Below are 24,056 nucleotides of genomic sequence, written 5' to 3'. Positions count from 1 at the left end.
CCAGTTTCGCTCATCATGGGTGCTCGAAAGCCGGCTAAACAAGCACCGAATTTGAGCGATCGGCCGCTGACGGGCCGCAATGGGACGGACGTCACGAGCCGGGCCGGCGTGCGCGGGACCGGACGGGGTTGCGAGACGGCCGGGGCGTACGACAGTCTTCCGGCGGGTTCGGCGCACGCTCCGCTGACTCCTCGACCCCTTACCCACTCCCGCCCGGAGCAGCCATGTCCGACGCGCCGCCCCCCGAGTCGTCCCCGACGCCACCTCCGGACCCCGCCGCCCCGCCGCCGGACCCGACGGCTGCGCCGCCGCCGACGAACCCTCCGTCCGGTTGGTCCGCGCCGGACGCCTTCCCGACGCCGGATCCGTTGGCGCCGGGCCAGCCCTGGGCACCCCCACCGGCCTGGACCCCGCCGCCCCCGTCCACGTCGTGGACGCCCGATCCCACCGGCGGCGTACCGGTTACGCCGGACCCCGCCGGCACGGGCCCCTGGCCGCCACCTCAACCACCACCAGGACAGCCGTCGGCCGGCTACCCACCGGCTTACCCGGCACCCGGCTACCCACCGCCCGGCTATCCGCCGCCGTACCTTTATCCCGGCTATCCGCCGCCCGCCCGCCCGGCCGCCAGCGCCGGTCGGGTGGTCGGGATCGTCGTCGCGGTCGTCGCGGCGCTCGCCCTCCTCGGGTGCGGATGCTTCTGCGTGTCCGGGTCACTGCTCGGCCGGCTTGCCCCGGACACGGTCGCCGAGGACCCGTACGACAGCGACCCCTTCGGCGACGACACCTGGCCGCCGAGCATCGCGCCCGAGCCGCCCACCGTGCCCGACACCCCCACGGCGGGGCCCACCAAGAAGCCGATCACGCGTCCGACGTCGGGTCCGGCCCCCGTGACGGTGGTCTACGAGGTCACCGGAGTGGGCAGGGCGGACATCGCGTACTTCGACGCCGAGAGCGATCTCATCCACGCCGACGGCGCGAAGCTGCCCTGGCGTATGACCATCCGCACCAACGGCCAGAGTCGGGTCATGGTGGAGGCCAGGTGGTCCGACTACGAGGAAAGGCCGATCGGCTGCACCGTCACGGTCACCGGCGCCGGAAAACCCGTGACGAACAAGACCCAGGGGACCTGGGCCACCAGTTGCGAGCCCGAGTGAGGCTGGAGTCGGGTCGGCGGGTGACCGTAGGCTGGCGCAGGTGACGACGAGCACCGATGTCGACCCGCTGGTGGCCCGGATGCGGCCGTTCGGCACGACGATCTTCGCCGAGATGTCCGCCCTCGCCGTACGGACCGGGGCGGTCAACCTCGGCCAGGGCTTCCCGGACACGGACGGCCCGCCGGAGATGCTGGCCGCCGCCGCCGAGGCGCTGCGCGGCGGGCAGAACCAGTACCCGCCCGGTCCGGGGATCCCCGCCCTGCGCGCGGCCGTCGCGGCGCACCAGCGCCGGTTCTACGACCTGGCGTACGACCCGGACGGCGAGGTCGTGATCACGGCGGGCGCGACCGAGGCGGTGGCGGCCAGCATCCTCGCTCTCTGCGAACCGGGTGACGAGGTGGTCTGCTTCGAGCCGTACTACGACTCGTACGCCGCCTCGATCGCCCTGGCCGGCGCGGTCCGGCGGCCGGTCACGCTGCGTCCCGGCGCGGACGGCCGGTACGCCTTCGATCCGGCGGCGCTGCGGGCGGCGTTCGGGCCACGCACCCGGCTGGTGCTGCTCAACTCGCCGCACAACCCGACCGGCAAGGTGTTCACGCCGGCCGAGCTGGCGCTGGTGGCCGAGCTGTGCCAGGAGTTCGACGCGTACGCGGTCACCGACGAGGTGTACGAGCACCTGGTGTTCACGGACGCGTCCAGCGCGCACGTGCCACTGGCGACGCTGCCCGGGATGCGGGAGCGGACGCTGCGCATCTCGTCGGCCGGCAAGACGTTCTCCTGCACGGGCTGGAAGATCGGCTGGGTGAGCGGCCCGGCGGCGCTGGTCTCGGCGGTGCTGCGGGTGAAGCAGTTCCTCACCTATGTCAACGCCGCGCCGCTGCAACCGGCGGTCGCCGTGGCGCTGGCCCTGCCCGACGACTACTACACGGGTTTTCGCGACGGGCTCCAGCAGCGGCGCGACCAGCTCATCGGCGGCCTCACGGACGCCGGGTTCGACGTGCTGACGCCGGAGGGCACGTACTTCGTGACCGCCGACGTCACCGCGCTCGGCGGCACCGACGGGATGGAGTTCTGCCGGTCGCTGCCGGAGCGCTGCGGTGTCGTGGCGGTGCCCACCCAGGTCTTCTACGACGACGTCGAGGCCGGCCGGCGGCTGGTCCGGTTCGCGTTCTGCAAGCGCCCGGAGGTGCTGGCCGAGGCGGTCACCCGGCTGCGCGCTCTGACGCCGAGCCACTGACCGGGCCGGGTCGCCGGGCGGAAGCCCAGCGGCCCGGTGTGCGGCCGGTTACGCGGCGGCCGGGCTGGCCGTACGCACCAGGGCGGCGATCCGCTCGGCGACGTCGCGGGCGATCGCCTCGGTGGCGGCCTCGACCATCACCCGGACCAGGGGCTCGGTGCCCGACGGGCGCAGCAGCACCCGACCGGTCTCCCCCAGCTCTGCCTCGGCCCGCTCGACCTCGGCGCGGACGGCCGGCGCGTTGGCCCCGACGGTCCGGTCACCGACCGGCACGTTGATCAGCACCTGGGGAAGCTTGGTGACCACCGAGGCCAGCTCGGCCAGAGACTGGCCGGTGGCCGCCATCCGGGCCATCAGGTGCAGGCCGGTGAGGACCCCGTCGCCGGTGGTGGCGTGCGCGGGCATGACGATGTGGCCGCTCTGCTCGCCGCCGAGCGCGAGGCCGGACGCGCGCAGCTCCTCCAGCACGTACCGGTCGCCGACCTTGGTCTCGATCAGCCGGATGCCCTGCGCGGACATCGCCAGCCGCAGGCCGAGGTTGCTCATCACGGTCGCCACCAGGGTGTCCTGGGTGAGGGTCCCGGCCTCCCGCATGGCCAACGCCAGGATCGCCATGACCTGGTCGCCGTCGACCTCGTCGCCGTCGGCGCTGACCGCCACGATCCGGTCGGCGTCGCCGTCGTGGGCGATGCCCAGGTGGGCGCCGTGCTGCACCACGGCCTCACGCAGGGCCTCGATGTGGTTGGAGCCGCACTCGTCGTTGATGTTCAGGCCGTCGGGCTCGGCGTGGATCGCGACGACCTCGGCACCGGCCTCCCGGTAGGCGACCGGAGCCACCTCACTCGCCGCGCCATTGGCGCAGTCGACGACGACCTTGATCCCGTCCAGCCGGTGCGGCAGTGCGCCGACCAGGTGCTGCACGTAGTGATCCGCGCCGTCGAGCAGGTCGTGCACCCGGCCGACACCGGCACCGATCGGGCGGTCCCAGGCGGTGGTGGCGTTCGCCTCCACCGCGGCCTCGATCTTCATCTCGATCTCGTCGGGCAGCTTGTGACCACCGGCGGCGAAGAGCTTGATGCCGTTGTCCGGCATGGGGTTGTGTGACGCGGAGAGCACCACGCCGAGGTCGGCCTTGGCCTCGGCGGTGAGGAAGGCCACGGCCGGGGTGGGCAGCACACCGACGCGTACGACGTTCGCCCCGGCACTGGTCAGCCCGGCCACGACGGCGGCCTCCAGCATCTCGCCGCTGGCCCGGGTGTCCCGGCCCACCACGGCGAGCGGCGGGTGACTGCGGTCCGTCTCGGCGAGTGTGTGCGCGGCGGCCACGGCCAGCGCCAGCGCCAACTCGGGCGTGAGATCCGCGTTCGCGCGCCCGCGTACGCCGTCCGTGCCGAACAACCGACCCATACCCGCCAACCTCCGATGAGCAACTGCCGATGAGGAGAAAGCGGAACGGCCGGCCCACCTCCCCGGTCGGGGGAGGCGGACCGGCCGTCCGTCAGAAGTACAACGCGCTGGAGAAGATCAGCGCTTCGAGTACTGGGGAGCCTTACGGGCCTTCTTGAGGCCGTACTTCTTGCTCTCCTTGACCCGGGCGTCCCGGGTGAGGAAGCCGGCCTTCTTGAGGGCCGGGCGGTCGTCCGGCTCGTTGACGATCAGCGCACGGGCGATGGCCAGCCGCAGCGCACCGGCCTGGCCGGTGGTGCCGCCGCCACGCAGGTTGGCGATGACGTCGAACGCCTCGGGCTTCTCGGCGGTGACCAGCGGGTCCTTGATGAGCTGCTGGTGCACCTTGCTCGGGAAGTAGGCCTCGAGGTCGCGGCCGTTGCAGGTGATCTTGCCGGTGCCCGGGACGATACGGACCCGGACGATGGCCTCCTTGCGCCGACCCACGGTCTGGATCGGGCGGTCACCACGCGGCGCGCGGGCGACGGGCGCCGGCGCCTCGGTGGCCTCGGGGGCAACCTCGGTCTCGGTGGTGGTGTCGGTCATGCTGCTTCCTTCGCCCGCGCTCACTGCGCGATCTGCTTGATCTCGAACGGCACCGGCTGCTGCGCGAGGTGCGGGTGCTCGGCACCGGCGTAGACCTTCAGCTTCTTGATCAGCTGACGGCCGAGCTTGTTGTGCGGGAGCATCCCCTTCACAGCCAGCTCGATGGCCCGCTCGGGGCGCTTGGTCAGCAGCTCGTCGTAGCCAACCTGCTTCAGACCACCCGGGTAACCCGAGTGGCGGTAGGCAACCTTGGTCTGGCGCTTGTTGCCGGTCAGCGCGACCTTGCCCGCGTTCACGATGACGACGAAGTCGCCCGTGTCGACGTGCGGCGCGAAAGTCGGCTTGTGCTTACCACGCAGCAACGTGGCGGCGTGGGTGGCCAGGCGGCCCAGCACGACATCAGAGGCGTCGATGACGTGCCACTGACGCTCGATCTCACCCGGCTTCGGGCTGTACGTACGCACAGGTCTACCTTGTCTCGTCGTCGGTCTGGGGTCGCGCGCCGAGGTGACCAGAGCTAGCAGGCCGGACCAGCGCGCACGAACGACCAAGCGTACCTGATAGGGCACGCCTCTGGATGTCGTACAACAGCAGGCAACGATACCCGGCGTCCCATCGGCAGGTCAAAACGGGGGTGGGCCGCCGGCCGGCGGCGGGGGGGGGGGGGGCCCGCGCACACCCCCGCGAGCCGCTGGGACGACCCCGGACGACGGTAGGCGACCCAGGTGACCGCGAAGCACAGCGCGTACCAGCCGATGAACGCCAGGTAGGCGGCGTCCGCGTTGCCGGAGCTGAGGAACGACTGGCGGAAGGCGATGTTGACCAACACCCCGCCGGACGCCCCGATCGCGCCGGCGATCCCGATCAACGCGCCGGTCATCCGTCGCGCCCACCGGGCGGCGGCCTCCGGGTCGCGCGTGCCGTTGGCGACCGCCTCCGCCGCCCGGGCCCGGAAGATCGCCGGGATCATCTTGTACGTGGAGCCGTTACCGATCCCGGAGAAGACGAAGAGGGCCAGGAACCCGGCCAGGTAGAGCCCGAACGAGCGTTCGCGGGCCGCGTACAGGACCGTGCCGGCGCCCAGCGCCATCGCCACGAAGTTCCAGAAGGTCACCCGGGCCCCGCCGAGCCGGTCGGCGAAGTGCCCGCCCACCGGCCGGATCAGCGAGCCGATCAGCGGCCCGAGGAAGGTCAGCCAGGCGGCGTCGACGGGGGTGGGGAACCGGTCGGCGAACTGGAGCTGGAGCACCTGGCCGAAGGCGAAACCGAACCCGATGAACGACCCGAAGGTGCCGATGTAGAGCAACGACATGACCCAGGTGTGCGGGTCCCGGGCCGCCTCGCGCAGCGCTCCCGGCTCGTTGCGCGCCCCGGGCACGGTGTCCAGCCAGCGGGCCGCCGCCAGCGCGGCCAGCACGATGAGTGGCAGGTAGACCGCGGGCACCAACCGGGGGTACGCGGCGCCAGCGGTGGCCAGCACCGCCAGGCCGACGAGCTGCACGGCCGGTACGCCCAGGTTGCCGCCACCGGCGTTGAGCCCGAGGGCGCGTCCCTTGAGGTGCTGCGGGTAGAACAGGTTGATGTTCGCCATCGAGGAGGCGAAGTTGCCGCCACCGACGCCGGTGAGGCAGGCGAGCACCATGAGGGTGGAGTAGGACACCCCCGGCTCCAGCAGGATCGTCATCGGCACCGTCGGGAGCAGCAGCAGAAGCGCGCTGATCATCGTCCAGCGCCGCCCGCCGAAGCGGGCCACCGCCAGGGTGTACGGCAGCCGCAGCACCGCGCCCAGCGCGGCCGGCACGGCGGTGAGCAGGAACTTTCCGGCCGGGTCGATGCCGTACGCGGGGCCCAGGAAGAGCACGGTCACCGACCAGAGACTCCACACGGAGAAGCCGACGTGCTCGGCGAAGATCGACACCCAGAGGTTGCGGCGGGCGATCGGCGCGCCCGTCGTACGCCAGAACTCGGGATCCTCGGGCCGCCAGTCGTCCAACGGACGTCGACGCCCGCGGACGGCAGGTGGTTCGGCGGTGACTGCGGTGCTGGTGAGCGTGCTCACGGCGGCTCCTCCTCGTCGATCTGACGAGGAAAAACGCTAGGAAGGCGGAGTTACCTGGCAGTGCCTGTCGTGGGTCGGCCCGGAAACGCCTGCCGCACCACGGGCCGGCGGCGTTGGTGAGGTCCCTCGGTTCAGAGCTGTTGGAGGATGCGCAGCGCGCGGCCGACCCGGAGCATCGTGTCGGTGTCGGCGACGTCCACGCACTCGGTGAACCACTTCTTCATGGGCGAGGAGATCCGGTCGGGCATCACCACGTACGTGCCCATCGGCACGGCCAGGGGCGAGTCGCGCAGCAGCGACTCCTCGACGACCTCGACGACGATCACGATGGGCACGTCGGTGGAGTTGTAGACGTCCGAGCTGATCACCAGACCGAGGCGTTCCCGGGCGCCCTCGATGCGCCAGACCTCACCCCTGCGCAGCACGCGGCGGTTCACCGAAGAAGAGGTCGTTGACCATGCCCACCTCGCGGGCGTCGGCGAGGGCGGCGGACTCCAGGTCGAGGCCGGCGCGTCCCACGGCGGCGGCGTGCGCGGTGAAGACCTCGCGCAGCGCCTTCTCCCGGGCGGCCTGGTCCATCCACGCCGAGAGGGACAGCCCTTCGCGCTTGGCGAAGCGCCGGGCCTCCTCGATCGTCTCGTCCGTGAACGACAGCGTCACCTTGGCAGTCATGCCGGTGAGACTACCCATCGGTATGACCGCCAGTCATCCACGCGGAGGCCGGCTCGCTCCCGGGTGTCGAAACGTGCATATCGTCAGCGGGCACGTCCGCCGAACACCGCGAAACGCCACTCCTTGAAGTAGCAGTCGACATCGACCAGGCCGGCCTCGTCGAGCCATCGGCACTGGTCGGCGACGGTCGCCGGAAGGTCGTAGCGCATGCGGCCCCGGGAGGCGGCGATCTCCTCCGGCGACGACCCCAACTCGGCGATCCGCGCCATCCACACCTCGTCGTAGCGCTGGTCGAGCGCGGGAGTCGGCCCCGCGACCTGCTCGGCGTTGACGAACACCCCACCGGGCGTCAGGGCGGCGGCGGCCCGCCGGTAGAGCGCCCGCTTGCCGTCGTCGTCAAGGTGGTGGATCGCGAGCGCGCTGACCACCGCGTCGTACCGGCCCGGGGGCAGCTCGTCGGACAGGTCCGCCCGAACGGTCCGGTGCGGCACCGAACGCGCCGACAGCTCGTCGGTGGCGCGGGCCAGCATCGCCGGCGCGGCGTCCACAAGGGTCAGCCGGACCCCGGGCACCGCCGCGGCCAGCAGGAGCGAGAGCAGCCCGGTGCCCGCGCCCAGGTCCAACACCTCAGGGGTACGCCCCGCCGCCAGCGCGGCACGCAGCGGTGGCGTGGCCACCTCGACCGCCGCGCCGTAGAAGGCGTCGAAGCAGGGCACCAGCCGCCGTCGCGCCTCGTCGTAGGTGCCGGCCACCGCGTCGAAAACGTCCACCACACCCATGGCACTCTCCCACCCATTGAGACATACTTCCCACATTATAAGCAACCCATCGCGCCGCGGTCAGCACACGAACCCGCCCATCTCGTCGATCTTGCAGTTTCTGTTGTCGAGATGACCGGAATGTCCCTTGTGTCGCCACCGAAAGTGCAAGATCGCGGAGGGTGGGCGGTGGAGGGCTGCCGACCGTCGCACTTCTCCGGTGCGGTGTGAGGCCCACTTGACAGGACCGAAACAGAAGGGACCCGGACTGGAAACTGCCCGGCGGCACGCTTTGCCGACATGACAGACGGTGCACGGCCGGCAACTCGATCGGGGCGTACGCCCCGGGAGGTGGCGACGCACTGCCCGTACTGCGCTCTCCAGTGCGGCATGACACTCCGCCAGGACGAGGCAGGGGTGAGCGTGCTCCCCCGCCAGTTCCCGACCAACCGGGGTGGGCTGTGCCAGAAGGGCTGGACCTCCGCCGAACTGCTCGACCATCCGGACCGGCTGACCACCCCGCTCGTACGTGACCCGGCCAGCGGTGAGCTGCGCCCGGCGACCTGGGACGCGGCGCTGGACCGGGTCGCCACCGGCGTACGCGCCATCCAGGACAGCTCCGGGCGGGACGCGGTCGCCGTCTTCGGCGGCGGCGGGCTGACCAACGAGAAGGCGTACGCGCTGGGGAAGTTCGCCCGGGTCGCACTGCGTACCCGCAACATCGACTACAACGGGCGGTTCTGCATGTCCTCGGCGGCCGCCGCCGGGATGCGCGCCTTCGGCATCGACCGGGGACTGCCGTTCCCCCTGTCCGACCTGGGCCAGACCGACACGCTGCTGCTGGTCGGCGCCAACCCGGCGGAGACCATGCCGCCGCTGGTGCGCTGGCTCACCGAGCAGCGCCAGGGCGGGGGGAAGCTCATCGTCGTCGACCCGCGCGTCACCGCCACCGCCCGCCAGGCCGACCTTCACCTGCAACCGCTGCCCGGCACCGACCTCGCCGTGGCCAACGCGCTGCTGCACATCGCGCTCACCGAGGGCTGGGTCGACCAGGCGTACGTGGCGGAGCGCACCACCGGCTTCGAAGCGGTCCGCCGCAGCGTCGCCGCCTGGTGGCCGGCCCGCGCGGAACAGCTCTCCGGGGTGCCGGTGGCCGATCTCGAGGCGACCGCCCGCGCGCTGGGCACCGGCGGCCGGGTGATCATCCTGACCGCGCGCGGGGCCGAGCAGCACGCCAAGGGCGTCGACACCGTCACCGCGTACGTCAACCTGGCCCTCGCCCTGGGCCTGCCGGGCCGACCCGGCTCCGGGTACGGCTGCCTCACCGGCCAGGGCAACGGTCAGGGCGGGCGGGAGCACGGGCAGAAGGCCGACCAGCTCCCTGGCTACCGCAGGATCGACGATCCGGCGGCCCGCGAGCACGTCGCGGGCGTCTGGGGCGTACCGGCCGACGAGCTGCCCGGTCCCGGTGTGCCGGCGTACCGGCTACTCGACTCGCTCGGCACCGCCGACGGTCCCCGGGCGCTGCTGGTGTTCGGCTCGAACCCGGTGGTCTCGGCTCCCCGGGCCGCCCGGATCGAGGGCCGGCTGCGCGACCTCGACCTGCTGGTCGTCGCCGACCTGCTGCTCTCCGAGACGGCGGCGCTGGCCGACGTGGTGCTGCCCACCGCGCAGTGGGCCGAGGAGGACGGCACGATGACCAATCTGGAGGGTCGGGTGCTGCGACGGCGCGCGCTGCGCCCACCGCCGCCGGACGTCCGCACCGACCTGGCCATCCTCGCCGACCTGGCGGGACGGTTGGGCGACCCCGAAACGGCGGCGACGCGGTTCCCCACCGACCCGGCCATCGTCTTCGGCGAGCTGCGCCGCGCCTCGGCGGGCGGCATCGCCGACTACGCCGGCATCACCTGGGACCGCATCGACGCCGCCGACGGCGTCCACTGGCCGTGTCCCAGCGCGGACGGGCCCGACACACCACGCCTCTTCGCCGACAGGTTCGCCACCCCGGACGGCCGGGCCCGGTTCCACCCCGTCGACCACCGGCCGGCCGCCGAGGAGGTGTGCGCCACGTATCCCCTGCACTTCACCACCGGCCGGGTGCTGGCCCAGTACCAGTCCGGCACGCAGACCCGCCGCGTACCGGCGCTGCGTCGCGCCGCGCCCGAGGCGTTCGTCGAGCTGCACCCCGACCTGGCCGCCCGGTTGGGCATCGAGAACGGCGATCCGGTGCGGGTCACGTCCCGCCGGGGCGAGCTGCGCGCCCCGGCCCGGCTCAGCCCGGGTATCCGGCCGGACACGGTCTTCGCGCCGTTCCACTGGCCGGGCGCCGGGCGGGCCAACTCGGTGACCAACGACGCGGTGGACCCGATCTCCGGGATGCCCGAGTTCAAGATCTGCGCGGTCCGGGTGGAGAAGGCATGACCGCCCGGGTGGTGATCGTCGGCAACGGCATGGCCGGCGCCCGGCTCGCGACCGAGCTGCACGCCCGCGGGGATGAGCGCAAGGTCACCGTCCTCGGGGCGGAACCGCATCGCGCGTACAACCGGATCATGCTGTCCACGCTGCTGGCGGGCCGCATCGACGAACCGGACGTGGAGCTGACCGAGGCCGCCGGGCACGGCATCGACCTGCGCTCGGGCGTGCCGGTCGCCGCCGTGGACCGGTCGGCCCGCGAGGTCCGCACGGCCGACGGCGAACGGATCGCCTACGACCATCTGGTGCTGGCCACCGGCGCGCGGGCGGTGGTGCCGCCCCTGCCCGGCCTCGACCCGGCCGACCTGCCCCGGCGGGTCGTTCCCTTCCGCACCCTGGACGACTGCCGCCGCATCCTGGCGGTGGCGCGCGACGCACGCTCCGCGATCGTGCTCGGCGGCGGACTGCTCGGCTTGGAGGCCGCCCGGGGCCTGGCCACGCGCGGGCTGGCCACCACCGTGGTGCACCCGACCAACCACCTCATGGAACGGCAGCTCGATCCGGCGGCCGGCACGGTGCTGGCCGGCACGCTCGCCGGGCTCGGCGTAACGATCCAGCTCGGGGTGCCCGCCACCGGGGTGGCGGCGGACGACAGCGGCGTCCGCCTCGACCTGGCCGACGGCCGGTCGCTGCACGCCGACCTGCTGGTGCTCTCCTGCGGGGTACGCCCGGACACCGCCCTCGCGCAGGCCGCCGGGCTGACCGTGCGGCGCGGCGTGGTGGTGGACGACCGGCTGCGCACCAACGACCGGTCCATCTCGGCGCTGGGCGACTGCGCCGAGCACGACGGGACGCTCACCGGACTGGTCGCGCCCGCGTGGGCCCAGGCGCGGGTGCTCGCCGACGTGTTGACCGGCACGGACCCGCTCGCCCGGTACCGGCCCCGCCCGGTGGTGACCCGGCTCAAGGCGGCCGGGATCGACCTGGCCGCGATGGGCGAGGCGGTCGGCGGCGCACCGGGCGAGGAGCTGACGTTCACCGACCCGACCCGGGGCACGTACGCCCGGCTGCGCATCCGTGACGAGCGGTTGATCGGCGCGATCCTGCTCGGCGACAACCCGGCGATCGGCGCGGTGATCCAACTCTTCGACCGGGGTCACCCGGTGCCGGCCGACCGGCGGGCCCTGCTGCTCGGCCGGGCGCTCGGCGGGGCCGTCTCGACGCCGAGCGCGTCACCGGCGCTGATGCCGGACGCGGCCCTCGTCTGCCAGTGCAACACCGTGACCAAGGGCGCGCTGGTGCGCTGCTGGCGCTCCGGCGCGCGGACGGTCGACGCGGTGGTGGCGGGCACCCGGGCCGGCACGGGATGCGGCGGATGCCGCGACGCGGTCGGCGGCATCGTCGACTGGCTGTCCGAAGCGGAATCGGTGGAGGTGACGCGATGAGCGGCGCGGACCTGGTCGTCGTCGGCAACGGCATGGTGGGGCAACGCTTCGTCGATGCACTGCGCGCCCGTGACCCGCAGGGCCACTGGCGGGTGACGGTACTGGCCGAGGAGAGGCGTCCGGCGTACGACCGGGTGCGGCTCTCGGCGTACTTCGACGGGGTGAGCGAAGAGGAACTCAACGTGCACACCCCGGACGACGGGGTGCGGATGCGTCTCGGTGAGCCGGCCACCGCCATCGACCGGGAACGGCGGGTGGTGAGCACCGCCGAGGGCGACTACCACTACGACGCGCTGGTGCTGGCCACCGGGTCGTACCCGTTCGTGCCGCCGGTGCCCGGGGCCGACCTGCCCGGAGTCTTCGTCTACCGGACGCTCGACGACCTGGCGGCGATCCGGACGTACGCCGCCGGTCGGCGGGTCGGCGCGGTGATCGGCGGCGGGCTGCTCGGGCTGGAGGCGGCGAACGCCCTGCGCCTGCTCGGCCTGAGCACCGACGTGGTCGAGTTCGCGCCCCGGCTGATGCCGGTGCAGGTGGACCAGGCCGGCGGCGCGATGCTGCGCCGCTACGTCCAGGACCTGGGTGTGCGTACCCACCTCGGGGTGGCCACCACGGCGATCCGCGCGGGGGCCGACGGTGCGGTGGCCGCGGTGGAGCTGTCCGACGGCCGGGTGGTCGACGCCGAGCTGGTCGTGGTGGCCGCCGGCATCCGGCCCCGCGACGAGCTGGCGCGGGCCGCCGGTCTGCCGTTGGGTCCGCGTGGTGGGGTGCTGGTCGACGAGACCTGCCGCACGGCCGACGATCGGGTCTGGGCCGTCGGCGAGTGCGCGGCGGTCGACGGCACCTGTCACGGCCTGGTGGCACCGGGGTACGCGACGGCCGAGGTGGTAGCCGACCGGCTGGTCGGCGGCGCGGCGACGTTCCCGGGCGCGGACACCGCCACGAAGCTGAAGCTGCTCGGGGTGGACGTGGCGTCGTTCGGCGACGCGCACGGCACCACCGAGGGCTGCCTGGACGTCACGTTCACCGACCCGGCCACCCGGGTCTACGCCAAGCTGGTCCTCTCCGACGACGCGCGCACCCTGCTCGGTGGGGTGCTGGTGGGCGACGCCAGCGCGTACCCGACGCTGCGGGCCAGTGTGGGTGGCCCGCTGCCGGCACCGCCGCTGGCCCTGCTCGCCCCCGACGGCGGCGGCGCGGACGCCGGGACGCTGCCCGCCACCGCGCAGGTCTGCTCCTGCAACGCGGTGACCCGGGGCGACGTGGACGACGCCATCGCCGGTGGCTGTTCGGACGTACCGTCGTTGAAGGCGTGCACCAGGGCGGGCACGAGCTGCGGCTCCTGCGTGCCGATGCTCAAGCAGCTCCTCGACGCGGCCGGGGTGGCACAGTCCACGGCGCTCTGCGAGCACTTCGACGTGAGCCGCCGCGAGCTGTTCGAGATCGTGCGCGTACGCGGCATCCGCACCTTCTCCCGGCTGGTCGCCGAGCACGGCCGGGGGCGCGGCTGCGACATCTGCAAGCCCGTGGTGGCCTCGATCCTCGCCTCGCTTGGCAACGGACACGTGCTCGACGGCGAGCAGGCGTCCCTTCAGGACACCAACGACCACTTCCTGGCCAACCTGCAACGCGACGGCAGCTACTCGGTGGTGCCCCGCATCCCCGGCGGCGAGATCACCCCGGAGAAGCTGATCGTGATCGGCGAGGTGGCCCGGGACTTCCAGCTCTACACGAAGATCACCGGTGGGCAGCGCATCGACCTGTTCGGGGCGCGGGTGGAGCAGCTACCGCAGATCTGGCGACGCCTGGTCGACGCCGGCTTCGAGTCCGGCCACGCGTACGGCAAGGCGCTGCGCACGGTGAAGTCCTGCGTCGGAGAGACCTGGTGCCGGTACGGCGTACAGGACTCGGTGGGGTTGGCCGTGGCGCTGGAGCTGCGCTATCGCGGGCTGCGCGCCCCGCACAAGCTCAAGTCGGCGGTCTCCGGCTGCGCCCGCGAGTGCGCCGAGGCGCGCAGCAAGGACTTCGGCATCATCGCCACCGAGACCGGCTGGAACCTCTACGTCGGCGGCAACGGCGGCTTCCGGCCCCGGCACGCCGACCTGTTCGCCACTGATCTGTCAACAGAAACCCTGATTCAACTAATCGATAGATTTTTGATGTATTACATCCGTACCGCCGACCGGCTGCAACGCACGGCCGGCTGGATCGAGGCCATGGACGGCGGCCTGGACCACCTGCGGGCCGTGATCGTGGACGACTCGCTCGGCATCTGCGCCGACCTCGACGCGGCCATGGCACGGCACGTGGCGTCGTACTCGGACGAGTGGCGCGACGTGCTGGACGATCCGGAGCGGTTGCGCCGCTACACCTCCTTCGTCAACGCCCCCGACGTGCCCGACCCGTCCATCACCTTCGCCGTGGAGCGCGGCCAGCCGGTGCCGGCGCGCGGCGGCACCCCACCCGACGGTCACGGCCGTCGTCCCGTCACGCTCGGCCTTCCGGAGGTACGGCGATGAGCATCACGATGACCACCACGACCACCCTCGGCTGGACGGCGGTCTGCCCCCTCGACCGGCTGGAACCGGAGCGGGGTGTCGCCGCCCTGGTCGACGGCGTGCAGGTGGCTCTCTTCCACACCGTGGACGGGCTGTTCGCGATCGACAACCGCGACCCGGTCACCGGAGCGTACGTGCTGTCCCGGGGCATCGTGGGCAGCCGTGGCGGAGTGCCGACGGTCGCGTCGCCGCTGCACAAGCAGGTGTACGACCTGCGCACCGGCGAGTGCCTCGATCTGCCCGGGGTGGCTGTCGCCCGGCACGACACGCGCTGCCACGACGGGATCGTCGAAGTGCGGTTGCGACGGGAGGGCTGATGCGGGAAGAACTGGCCGGCTTCACCATCGGGGTGACCGCCGACCGGCGGCGCGACGAGTTGGCCGCGCTGCTCGAACGCCGGGGCGCACGCGTGGTGCTCGCCCCGGCGCTGCGGATCGTGCCGCTGTCCGACGACAGCGAACTGCGCGAAGCGACCCGCGCCTGCCTCGACCAGCCACCCGACATCCTGATGGCCAACACCGGCATCGGGATGCGCGGGTGGCTGGAGGCGGCCGAGGGCTGGGGACTGGCCGAGCCGCTGCGTTCGGTGCTCGCCAGCTCGTACGTCGTCGCCCGGGGTCCCAAGGCGCGCGGCGCGATCCGTGCGGCCGGCCTGCACGACCAGTGGTCACCGGCGTCGGAGAGCTGCGACGAGGTGGTCGACCACCTGCGTCGGCGGGGGGTGGCCGGGCAGGTGATCGCCATGCAGCTACACGGTGAGCGGCAGCCCGAGTGCACCCTCGCGCTGGAGGCGGCCGGCGCCACGGTGATCGAGGTGCCGGTCTACCGCTGGGCGCCACCAACCGACCCGGCGCCGCTGCACCGGCTGATCGACCTGATCGCCGGCCGGCTGGTGGACGCGGTGACGTTCACCTCCGCGCCGGCGGTCGAGGCGCTGCTGCGAGCGGCCGGCGACCGTACCGACGCGGTGGTGTCCGCGTTCCGCGCCGACGTGCTGGCCTGTTGCGTCGGCGCGGTGACCGCCGAGCCGTTGCTCCGGCTCGGGGTGCCGGTGAGCGCGCCCGGCCGCGCCCGGCTGGGCGCCCTGGTCCGCACCATCGTCGACGAGCTGCCCCGGCGGACCGTGACGTTCAAGGCCGGCGGCCACCTGCTCACGTTGCGCGGGCACGCCGCGGTGATCGACGGCGACCTGCGGCCCCTCGCCCCCGCGCCGATGGCGGTGCTGCGGGCGCTGGCGCAGGCCCCGGGCCGGGTGTTGTCGCGTACCGCCCTGCTGCGGACCCTGCCCCGGGGCGCGGACGAGCACGCCGTGGAGATGGCGGTGGCCCGGCTGCGTGCCGGTCTGCGCGCGCCCCGGGTGGTGCAGACCGTGGTGAAGCGCGGCTACCGACTCCGGGTCGACTGAAACGCGCCACGGCCGGCTGTCGCCAGCCGGCCGTGACCTGCCGGTTGTGCCGCCGGCCGTGGATCGTACGGTTCAGCCGACCGGCGTGGGGAAGCCCCGGCCGTGCTCCGCCTGGAGGCGGAGCATGGCGTGCTCGACCACCGTCACCAGCACCTGCTTGACCGAGTCCCGCTGCCGGGCGTCGGTCATGACCAGCGGTACCTGCGGCGAGATGGCCAGCGCCTCGCGGATCTCCTCCAGCTCGTACTGGGGAGAGCCGTCGAAGTTGTTGAGCGCCACCACGTACGGCAGGTTCCGGTTCTCGAAGTAGTCGAGCGGGGCGAACGCGTCCGTGATCCGACGGGTGTCCACCAGGACAGCGGCACCCACCGCCCCTCGGATGATCTCGTCCCACATGAACCAGAAGCGGGTCTGCCCCGGCGTACCGAACAGGTACAGGATCAGGTCCTGGGCCATGGTGATACGGCCGAAGTCCATGGCGACCGTGGTGGTCTCCTTGCCGGGCACCTTGGACGGGTCGTCGATGCCGACACCGGCCGCGGTCATCACCGCCTCGGTCGTCAACGGCGTGATCTCGGAGATCGAGCCGACCAGGGTCGTCTTACCGACGCCGAAACCGCCCGCGACGACGATCTTCGCGGAGACGATTCCCCGGCTCGGCTGCCGCCCCCCAGCGGGGTCATAGCCTGCGAAGTCCACTTAGCACCCTTCCAAGCAGTTCCATCCGCTCCTCGAACCCCTCGGCGGGAGCAGCAGTGTGTAACGTCAGCAGGCTCTCGGCCACCATGTCGGCGACCAGCACCCGGGCGACGCCCAGCGGCATCCGGGTGTACGCGGCGATCTCCGCCAGCGACTGTGCACGGCCTTCGCAGACCGTGGCGATTCGGTGCTTGTCGTGCCCCGCGAAACGGGACTCGGCAACCTGGGTGGGAGAGGCCGTGAGGACCGCCTCGAGAGCGATGTCCTGCCGGGGCTCGGTACGACCACGGGTGACCGCGTACGGACGCACCAACGCGCCACGCGGGTCAACGCGTCGTTGGTCCATCCCCGATCACCTCCTCGTCTCCCGCGGAGCCGGTACGGACCGCCTCCCCTCCCTGCTCCGGCGCGCGGTCCGCGCGCCGGACTGTGGCGCTACGAACGCACCGCGTCCCGGGGCAGCGGCACCAGCGCCGCGCCCACCCGCTCCACCAGCAGCGCCATCTCGTAGCCCACCTGGCCCACGTCGCAGCTCCGCGCGGCCAGCACGGCCATCGACGAGCCGTCGCTGATCGACATGAGGAACAGGTAACCGCTGTCCATCTCGATGACGGTCTGCAACACACCGCCCGCGCTGAACATCCGGGCCGCACCCTCGGTCAGGCTCACCACGCCGGAGGTGATCGCGGCGAGCTGGTCGGCCCGGTCCCCCGGCAGGTCCCGGGAGGACGCGAGCAGCAGCCCGTCGGCGGACACCGCCACCACGTGGGCGATACCGGCCACGCTGTCGGCGAAGTTGGTGAGCAGCCAACCCATGTCCTGCATGGCAGCTGGCCTGTTCATCGGCTCTCCTTGGTCGAGGTGCTGTTCAGGTCCGTACCAGCCGACCTACCGCGCTGCACGCCACGGTGGTAGGCCGACAACAGGCCACGGACTTCGTCGGGGGTCCGCCGGCTGCGGTCCCGGCCACCCTTCGGTTCGATACCGCCCGGCACGAGCTGCGCCTGCGGCACCCGCTTCGGCAGACCCGAGCGGGTGGTGCCGGCGGGAGCCGGCTCGGCGGCCCGGCTGGCCAGCGTCCATCCCTCGTCGGCCGCCGTCCGCCAGGCGTCCGGGTCCGGGGCCGGCGGCGCGGCGGCCGGCGCGGGAGCCGCGACGGGGGCCGCTGGGGCGGCCGGGGCGGCCGCCGGCGGGGCGTAGGACGGTGGTGGCGTCGGCGTCGAGGCGGTACGACCGCCGGCCTTCGCGGTGCCGAATCCGTCCATGCTTCCCATGCTCTGCGCTCCGGTGCCCTCGGAACTGCCCGGGGTCCGGGTGGGCAGCGGCGGTCGGGCCGGCGCTTTCGCGACGCTCGACGGGCCACCGTTGGTCACCCGCGTGCCGGCGTCGGCCGGTGGGGGCGGTGTGTCGAACTGCGGCCGGGTGAAGATCGCGGTGGCGTCGTCACCGTGCGACCGGAACCAGACCGCCTCCATCTCCCGGAAGATCGGCGCTTCGGCGGGAAACTCCGGCCGGGTGCTGACCGGCGCGGCCGGCGTCGGCGGCGCGACCGGCACGGCGGGCTGCACGGGCGGGAGCGGCGCCGCGGGCGGCGCCGACGGGGCGACCGCGCCCGGCCCGGCGACCGGCCCGACCGGCAGCACCGGCGCGCTCCGGGCGTCCGTGGTGTCGGCCGCCGCGCTCCGCCGGGGCAGCGCGTCGATGGTCGGGTACGCCACGGTGGGGCTGCCCACCGAGGTGCCGTTGCCGTTGCCGTACGACGGTCGCGCGGGCGGCGCCGGAGCGGCCGGCGCTGCGGCGGGCGGCACCGTCGGACGTGCACCGGTGTAGCCGCCGGCCTGCACGGCCGGGGTGGTGTCCCGCGTGTCGAGTGGGGACTGCCACTGCGCGGGCGCCGGGGCGTTGCTCCGCCACTGGTCCGGCAGCGTGGCCGCCGTGGTGGTCGCGCCGGCGTACGACTCGGCGTGACCGACCGGGGTGAGCGGCGTCTGCTCGACGGCCATCGGCTGGCGCGGACGGGTGAGCGCCTGGTCGCGTCCCCGGCTGCTGGGCAGGATCACGGTGGCGGCGGGCAGCGTCACCTGGGCGACGGTGCCGCCCTCGACGTTGCGGCGCAGCTCCACCCGGATGCCGTAGCGGGACGCGAGCCGGCTCACCACGGCCAGACCCATCAGTCGGAACGCGGCGACGTCCACGCTCGGCGGGGCGGCCAGCCGACGGTTGAGCGAGTCGAGCTGCTCGTCGGTGAGGCCGAGCCCGCGATCCTCGATCTGGATCAGCACGTAGTCGCGGATGCGGCGACCGTCGGCGACGACCGTCGTGTTCGGCGGCGAGAACCGGGTGGCGTTGTCGAGCAGTTCGGCGACGAGGCGTACGACGTCGTTGACCGCGTGCGCGGCCACCGAGATGTCGGTGTCGACGGTGCCGAACTCGATGCGGTTGTACAGCTCGACCTCGGACTGGGCGGCACGCAGCACGTCCACGACGAGCGCGTCGTCGCGGCGCGGTACGGCCGAGTCGGCGCCGGCCAGGACCAGCAGGTTCTCGTCGTTACGGCGCATTCGGGTGGCCAGGTGGTCCAACTCGAAGAGCTGGGCCAGCCGCTTCGGGTCCTCCTCGCCACGCTCGATCGCGTCCAGCTCGCCGATCATCCGGTCGACCAGGGTCTGACTACGGCGGGCCAGGTTGAGGAACATCGCCGAGACGCTGGTGCGCAGCGCGGCCTGTTCGGCCGCGACCCGTACCGCCTCCCGGTGTACGACGTTGAAGGCCGACGCCACCTGGCCGACCTCGTCGCGGCTGTTGAGCTGGATCGGGTCCCGGACCTGCCGGACGATCTCGTCCACACCGCCGTCGCCGACGCTGCCCATGTTCTGCAGTCGCTGCACGGCGTCCGGCAGGTCGTGGTTGGCCACCGAGAGCGCGCCCTCGCGCAGGCGGCGCAGCGAGTGGTTCAGCGACCGGGCCAGCACGACGGCCAGCGACACGGCGATGATCAGGGTGAGCAGCACCAGGATCGACTCGACCACGGCCTGCCGGATGACGTCCGAACGCGCCTCGTCGGCCTGGTCGAGCAACCGGTCCTGCAGTTGGATCTCGGCCCACCGCATCAGGTCGTTGACCGCGCCGATGGCGGCGGTGGCATCCTGCGCGCTCACCAGCGGGCGCTGCCCGACCGAGCGGGTGATGTCGGTGGCGACCCGGTCGGAGAGGCCGACGGCGTCACCGGAGACGGTGCTGTCGACCAGGGCCCGCTGCACGGGGTCGGCGGCGAGCGAGAAGGAGACCAGCGCCTCCTGCTGGCTGGTCAGCGTGGCCACGAAGGAGGAGAACTGCTCCGGGTCGAGCTGGCCGGCGGTCAGCGCGGTGAAGGCGACCGCCTCCTCCTCGGCGACGGACGCCTTGGCGCGGGCGAAGGCGGCGACCGCGCGGCGGCTGTCCGCCAGGCTCTCGTCGCCGGGTAGCTGGGCCAGCCCGTCGCCGTAGCTGATCAGGTCGGTGAGGATGACGCCGTAGCGCAGGACCGCCTCGGCGACCGCCATCTGCCGGCGGTCCAGCACCTCCTGGCGGGTGCCGTCCAGGGTGGACAGGTGTTCGTCGATCGCCCCCAGCCGGTCCCGCACCGCCGCCGGCACCTCGCCGATCCGGTCACGCTCGGCGCGGTACTCGTCCACCCGCTGCTGCGTCTGGCGTACCCGCAGGTTGTACGCGTCGGCCGGCTGCTGCGGAGTGGCCAGGTAGGCCGCCGCCGCCATCCGCTCGGCCTGCAGATCCTGGGTCAGCGCGCTGACGTCGATGGCGAGCGCGGTGAGCGATCGGGCCCGGGTGGCGTCGTAGGCGCCCTCGCCGATCGAGATGAGTCGGACGGTGGCGAGCGCGATCACCGCGGCCACCGGAACGACCAGGATCAGCGCCAGTTTGGACCGGATCCGGGCGTCCCGCAGCCTCGGCAGGCGCCGACGCGTACGCCCGGTATCGCCGCCGATCGCGGGCAGGGTCGTCGGTCCGGTGCTCACGACATCGCCTCCGTCGTTTCTTCCCCGCCTGGCTCGCCGAGCCGTGCCGGGAGCGGAGGGGACCACGCGCGGCACGGCCGCGATTTCATCAGAGAAGATCGTGTTTGGGAAGCCGCAGTGAGGTAGGAAACGGTCGGACGGCGCGGAACCCTTGATCCGGTCAACTGATACCTTCATTTCCGCAAGCCCCTGATCAGGGCATGTAACTCCAGAGTGGTCACGCGTGTATGCAAAGTGAGGTTTTGCAAACATTGCGTTACCCCAGCATGTGGGATGACCGTCCCGAAAATGCAACCGGGGTCCGCGCTTGACCACAGCGCCGGCCATTGGCAAGGTTTTGCAGGCTTCGCGCACACACCGTACGGCAGAGGAGATCCCGTCCTCCACTGAGGACGGATTAGCGGCGGTGACCGGGCAGCGCCCGCGCCCGCACCTGGAGGACTGAGTTGAGCCCCATCCGCTCCGCGACCATCGCGGCGCTCGCATCGGCCCTCGTGGCCACCACGCTCACCGGCTGCCAGTTCGGCGAAGCGGAGCAGGACACGAGTCCGATCGTGATCGCCGCCGACCTCGAGCTCTCCGGTGCCGCCGCACCAATGGGCCGGGCATACCAGCGCGCGCTGGAACTCAAGAGAGACCAGTTGAACTCCTCCGGAGCACTCAACGGCCGGAAGATCGACCTTAGGATCAAGGACAACCGTTCCGACGCTGCCGAGTCACTGCGCAACATCGCGGACTTCAGCAGCGATTCCCGGGTCAGCGCGATCGTCATGGGCGGTTGTAGCGAATGCGCGGTCGGCGCGGTCGGCGTCATCAACGAGAAGCGGATTCCCACCATTGCGCTGGCCGCTTCCGGGGCGATCTCGAGCCCGGTCGCCGACCGGCGCTACGTGTTCAAGCTGGGCCCGAACGCGGCCGACAGCGCCTCCGCGCTCACCACCGAACTGCGCCGCAAGAACGTCCGCAAGGTCGCCCTGCTCGCCAGTAACGACGACTACGGCCGCGAGGGTGTCCTCGCGCTGCGCCGCGAACTGGGCAAGACCACCATCAAGGTGGCCGGTGAGGAATCGGTGAAGAACACCGACACCGAGGTCGGCCAGCAGATCGGCAAGCTCGTCAAGCTCAAGCCCGACGCGCTGGTCGTCTGGACCCCGCCGGAGCAGGCCGCGCTCGCCGCGACCAGCGCCCAGCAGGCCTCGTTCCGCGGGTCGCTCTTCTTCGACGCGGGAGCGGCCGGCGACCTCTTCCTCGGCGCGGCGGCCCGGGCCACCGAGAAGGCCACGATGGTCTTCACCCAGACCATGGTCATCGACGACGTGATCGCCACCACGCCGGCGAAGGCGGCCCGGCGGCAGTGGTTCCAGGACTACACGGCCCGCTTCGGCGGCTACAACGGCTCCTCATCCTTCGCCGCCGACGCGATCCAGCTGATCGCCGACGCCGAACTGCGGGCCGGCGGGCCGGCGGGGAAGGTCGACCGGGACGGCATCCGGGACGTGTTGGAGACGTCCCAGATCGACGGCCTCTCCGGCCCGATCCGCATGACGCCCGACAACCACTCGGGGCTCATGCCCCAGGCGCTCACCACGCTCGTCGCGCGCAACGGCCGCTGGCGGCTGGCGGGATAGCTCGGGTTGGGGGTGGTGGCCTACCGCGCCCGGCTCCGGGCGGTCAGGCTTGATCCCCGCGCCGGGCACGGTGGGCCACCACCCCTCCGCGTCACCGTGAGCTAAAAGAGCCGGCCTCCTCGGGAGGCCGGCTCTCGCCATTCATCAGGAGTACGAGTTGGGCCGCGCCGGCGAGCGCGGCGATGGATCCCTTTCCGGTACGAGCGTTCGTCGCCGGGACATGCCAAGGGCCCCCGAACCGGGGGCCCTTGGCGTGGTGCTGAGTCAGGAGGCGGGGCCGACAGCCTTCGCGAGGTCGATGAAGCGCTGCCACTGCGTCGGGCCGAAGGTCAGCGTCCCGCCGTCACGGTCCTTGGTGTCGCGGACGAGGACGACGCCGGGAAGATTGTCGGCAACCTCGACGCAGTCGCCGCCGTTGCCGCTGCTGCGGGTGCTCTTGCGCCACTGTGCGCCGGTCATGTCCATGTCTCTGCCATCTCCGTAAGTAGGTCGACGGACTGCCAGTGGGACAGCGCCTCGCCGCGTACGTTCTCCCACGCTGCCAGTATCGCTGTGATGTCCTTTGTGCCGGTGACGACTTCCCCTTGAAGCTGATTGTCAAGGTAGCCGGCAATCTGCTGCTCGGCTCCTACGGCGATCACGAAGGGACCGTTCAAGCCGGCGTACGCGCCGACAGTCGCGGGAACGACGTGCACGCGTACGTGCGGGGCCTCGCATATGGCGATGAGGGCATTTACCTGCTCGCGCATGGTGGCACGGCCTCCGACCGGCCGCCGTAGGACGGCCTCGTCGACGACGGCCGTGAAGCGTGGTGGGTCTTCGCGGTTCAGGATGCTCTGACGGGCGAGCCGAGAGGCTAGGTGGCGCTCGATGTCGCTGCGGGCGATCACGTCTGCACCGACGAGCACCGCGCGGGCGTACGCCTCGGTTTGGAGAAGGCCGGGCAGGACGACCGACTGATACGAGCGCAGAGAGACCGCGTCACGCTCGATTTCCTGCCACGGCCTGAACCAAACTGGCTCGCGACGCCTTGAGGTGTCCGGCCAGATGTCCCCTATGGGTCGGTGAAGCACGCCGGCTGCGGCCTCCCGGTGACGCGGGTGAGGTATGTGGTCATGGTTGAGCCACCGTGCAACCGTCTTTCGATCGACGCCTACCAGCCCGGCAAGAGACTCAATTGAATGCCCCGACTCGGCCAGCGCTGCGCGTAACGCATCGTTCACGGCGTCTCTCCAGGGATGCGCGGAATGTCTCGCGACCATATCGCCTACGGGCTGTTCTTGTCCCGTCACCGCCCGCAGGGTGCTTAGTAGACGGCGCGGCCGGTGGAGGACCCGACCCCGGCGGACGCGTTCGTGTCGGGGCCGCCCCGGTCCGGCGAGCACTTGCGGGGGCGGCCCCTTTCCACGACGACAACGCGAAGGAGGCACCGTGCGTTTCACGTTCTGGCGCAGCGAACCCGCCCTGACAGTGCCTGCGATTCGGCCCCCGCAACTCCCGGCCTGGGGCCAGGAATGATCTCGGCGCAGGTTCCCGGCCCCGAGCGCGGGCCGGTCGCGGACCGTCCGCGTCGGCACGGCCAGGCCCCGCCGCACACGCCGCTACGACCGCACTGGGCCTGCCGCGCCGACGGTCAGCCGTGGCCGTGCGCGACGGCACGGCTGATGCTGAAGGCGGAGTACGAGAACAAGATGCCGAGCCTGTCGATCTACCTGGCCGGGCTGCTGTACGAGGCGATGCGCGACCTCTACCACCTGAACCCGCACGACGGACCGAGTCCACGAGCCCTGTACGACCGGTTCGTCGGATGGGGACCGTTCCGCAGACCGATCGTCGACGCACCGCGTTGAGACGCCTCCCAGCACGGCGGCGGCAGTCGCTTCACCCGCCATCGCTGGCAATCTTGGACAGTTTCCGTCAGCTGCTTGGGCTCAACCGGTGGTTGCAACACCCCCTGTTGGTGGTTGTCGTTGGGGTGGTTATGGCGTCGAGGTTGAGTGCGTTGGAGCGGGAGCAGA

At 72.2% G+C, this 24,056-nt stretch carries 22 protein-coding genes; 9 read left to right on the top strand and 13 right to left on the bottom strand.

Going from position 1 to position 24,056, the window contains the following annotated elements; translation table 11 throughout:
• The first annotated feature begins 224 nt into the window (after positions 1-224).
• Positions 225-1,157, top strand: coding sequence for an MmpS family transport accessory protein (locus ACIA3K_RS28395; RefSeq protein WP_396804668.1), 933 nt, complete (start codon positions 225-227; stop codon positions 1,155-1,157).
• A 40-nt stretch (positions 1,158-1,197) separates the two neighbouring features.
• Positions 1,198-2,394: a pyridoxal phosphate-dependent aminotransferase gene (locus ACIA3K_RS28390; protein ID WP_396804667.1), complete on the top strand. Its 1,197-nt coding sequence runs from the start codon at positions 1,198-1,200 to the stop codon at positions 2,392-2,394.
• 48 nt (positions 2,395-2,442) lie between these two features.
• Here ACIA3K_RS28390 and glmM read toward each other — a convergent pair whose 3' ends face one another.
• The 7 genes from glmM to ACIA3K_RS28355 form a co-directional block, all read right to left on the bottom strand.
• Positions 2,443-3,801, bottom strand: a complete 1,359-nt coding sequence (glmM, locus tag ACIA3K_RS28385; RefSeq protein WP_396804666.1) for a phosphoglucosamine mutase — start codon at positions 3,799-3,801, stop codon at positions 2,443-2,445.
• 117 nt (positions 3,802-3,918) lie between these two features.
• A complete protein-coding gene (rpsI, locus tag ACIA3K_RS28380; RefSeq protein ID WP_396804665.1) occupies positions 3,919-4,386 on the bottom strand; it encodes a 30S ribosomal protein S9 in 468 nt (155 codons plus the stop codon).
• Positions 4,387-4,406: 20 nt separating this feature from the next.
• The gene (gene rplM / locus ACIA3K_RS28375; protein ID WP_007465158.1) at positions 4,407-4,850 is read right to left on the bottom strand and encodes a 50S ribosomal protein L13; all 444 of its coding nucleotides are present in this window, start codon (positions 4,848-4,850) and stop codon (positions 4,407-4,409) included.
• 53 nt (positions 4,851-4,903) lie between these two features.
• Complete coding sequence (locus ACIA3K_RS28370) at positions 4,904-6,445, bottom strand: MFS transporter (protein WP_396804664.1); 1,542 nt, start codon at positions 6,443-6,445, stop codon at positions 4,904-4,906.
• 131 nt (positions 6,446-6,576) lie between these two features.
• The gene (locus ACIA3K_RS28365) at positions 6,577-6,870 is read right to left on the bottom strand and encodes a hypothetical protein (RefSeq protein WP_396804725.1); all 294 of its coding nucleotides are present in this window, start codon (positions 6,868-6,870) and stop codon (positions 6,577-6,579) included.
• Entirely contained in the window at positions 6,854-7,117 is a 264-nt protein-coding gene (locus ACIA3K_RS28360; RefSeq protein WP_396804663.1) for a DUF6364 family protein, read from the bottom strand. The genes ACIA3K_RS28365 and ACIA3K_RS28360 overlap by 17 nt, the downstream gene beginning before the upstream one ends.
• 83 nt (positions 7,118-7,200) lie before the next feature.
• Entirely contained in the window at positions 7,201-7,896 is a 696-nt protein-coding gene (locus tag ACIA3K_RS28355; RefSeq protein WP_396804662.1) for a class I SAM-dependent methyltransferase, read from the bottom strand.
• A 279-nt stretch (positions 7,897-8,175) separates the two neighbouring features.
• On the opposite strand from ACIA3K_RS28355, the gene ACIA3K_RS28350 reads away from it, so the two are divergent.
• The 5 genes from ACIA3K_RS28350 to ACIA3K_RS28330 are packed head-to-tail and all read left to right on the top strand — an operon-like array spanning position 8,176 to position 15,695.
• Positions 8,176-10,296: a molybdopterin oxidoreductase family protein gene (locus ACIA3K_RS28350; RefSeq protein WP_396804661.1), complete on the top strand. Its 2,121-nt coding sequence runs from the start codon at positions 8,176-8,178 to the stop codon at positions 10,294-10,296.
• Positions 10,293-11,732 (top strand): FAD-dependent oxidoreductase, encoded by a 1,440-nt coding sequence (locus ACIA3K_RS28345; RefSeq protein WP_396804660.1) that lies wholly within the window; start codon positions 10,293-10,295, stop codon positions 11,730-11,732. The genes ACIA3K_RS28350 and ACIA3K_RS28345 overlap by 4 nt, the downstream gene beginning before the upstream one ends.
• Complete coding sequence (gene nirB / locus ACIA3K_RS28340) at positions 11,729-14,251, top strand: nitrite reductase large subunit NirB (protein ID WP_396804659.1); 2,523 nt, start codon at positions 11,729-11,731, stop codon at positions 14,249-14,251. Before ACIA3K_RS28345 ends, nirB begins: the two co-directional genes overlap by 4 nt.
• A gap of 8 nt (positions 14,252-14,259) precedes the next feature.
• Positions 14,260-14,607: a nitrite reductase small subunit NirD gene (gene nirD, locus ACIA3K_RS28335; protein ID WP_396804724.1), complete on the top strand. Its 348-nt coding sequence runs from the start codon at positions 14,260-14,262 to the stop codon at positions 14,605-14,607.
• Positions 14,607-15,695 (top strand): uroporphyrinogen-III synthase, encoded by a 1,089-nt coding sequence (locus ACIA3K_RS28330; protein WP_396804658.1) that lies wholly within the window; start codon positions 14,607-14,609, stop codon positions 15,693-15,695. Before nirD ends, ACIA3K_RS28330 begins: the two co-directional genes overlap by 1 nt.
• Positions 15,696-15,767: 72 nt before the next feature.
• On the opposite strand, the gene ACIA3K_RS28325 is transcribed toward ACIA3K_RS28330, so the two are convergent.
• The 4 genes from ACIA3K_RS28325 to ACIA3K_RS28310 form a co-directional block, all read right to left on the bottom strand.
• Positions 15,768-16,394: a GTP-binding protein gene (locus ACIA3K_RS28325; protein WP_396804657.1), complete on the bottom strand. Its 627-nt coding sequence runs from the start codon at positions 16,392-16,394 to the stop codon at positions 15,768-15,770.
• Positions 16,375-16,740, bottom strand: coding sequence for a DUF742 domain-containing protein (locus ACIA3K_RS28320; RefSeq protein WP_151488101.1), 366 nt, complete (start codon positions 16,738-16,740; stop codon positions 16,375-16,377). Before ACIA3K_RS28320 ends, ACIA3K_RS28325 begins: the two co-directional genes overlap by 20 nt.
• Before the next feature lie 89 nt (positions 16,741-16,829).
• Positions 16,830-17,237, bottom strand: a complete 408-nt coding sequence (locus tag ACIA3K_RS28315; RefSeq protein WP_007465177.1) for a roadblock/LC7 domain-containing protein — start codon at positions 17,235-17,237, stop codon at positions 16,830-16,832.
• A complete protein-coding gene (locus tag ACIA3K_RS28310) occupies positions 17,234-20,410 on the bottom strand; it encodes a nitrate- and nitrite sensing domain-containing protein (protein ID WP_396804656.1) in 3,177 nt (1,058 codons plus the stop codon). The genes ACIA3K_RS28315 and ACIA3K_RS28310 overlap by 4 nt, the downstream gene beginning before the upstream one ends.
• A 446-nt stretch (positions 20,411-20,856) precedes the next feature.
• On the opposite strand from ACIA3K_RS28310, the gene ACIA3K_RS28305 reads away from it, so the two are divergent.
• Positions 20,857-22,038 carry an ABC transporter substrate-binding protein gene (locus ACIA3K_RS28305; RefSeq protein ID WP_396804655.1) on the top strand — a complete coding sequence of 394 codons (1,182 nt, stop codon included), beginning with the start codon at positions 20,857-20,859 and terminating at the stop codon, positions 22,036-22,038.
• Between the two features lie 264 nt (positions 22,039-22,302).
• Here the strand turns inward: ACIA3K_RS28305 and ACIA3K_RS28300 are convergent, their stop codons facing one another.
• Positions 22,303-22,497 (bottom strand): DUF397 domain-containing protein, encoded by a 195-nt coding sequence (locus ACIA3K_RS28300; RefSeq protein ID WP_396804654.1) that lies wholly within the window; start codon positions 22,495-22,497, stop codon positions 22,303-22,305.
• Complete coding sequence (locus ACIA3K_RS28295; RefSeq protein WP_396804653.1) at positions 22,494-23,261, bottom strand: helix-turn-helix domain-containing protein; 768 nt, start codon at positions 23,259-23,261, stop codon at positions 22,494-22,496. The genes ACIA3K_RS28300 and ACIA3K_RS28295 overlap by 4 nt, the downstream gene beginning before the upstream one ends.
• A 291-nt stretch (positions 23,262-23,552) precedes the next feature.
• Between ACIA3K_RS28295 and ACIA3K_RS28290 the strand changes: the two genes are divergently transcribed.
• A complete protein-coding gene (locus tag ACIA3K_RS28290; RefSeq protein ID WP_396804652.1) occupies positions 23,553-23,888 on the top strand; it encodes a hypothetical protein in 336 nt (111 codons plus the stop codon).
• Positions 23,889-24,056 lie beyond the last annotated feature (168 nt).

The organism is Micromonospora sp. NPDC051543, assembly GCF_044454415.1.
GTDB lineage: Bacteria > Actinomycetota > Actinomycetes > Mycobacteriales > Micromonosporaceae > Micromonospora.
Note: the sequence above shows the minus strand (reverse complement) of the source record. Positions and strands in the feature narration are given on the sequence as shown.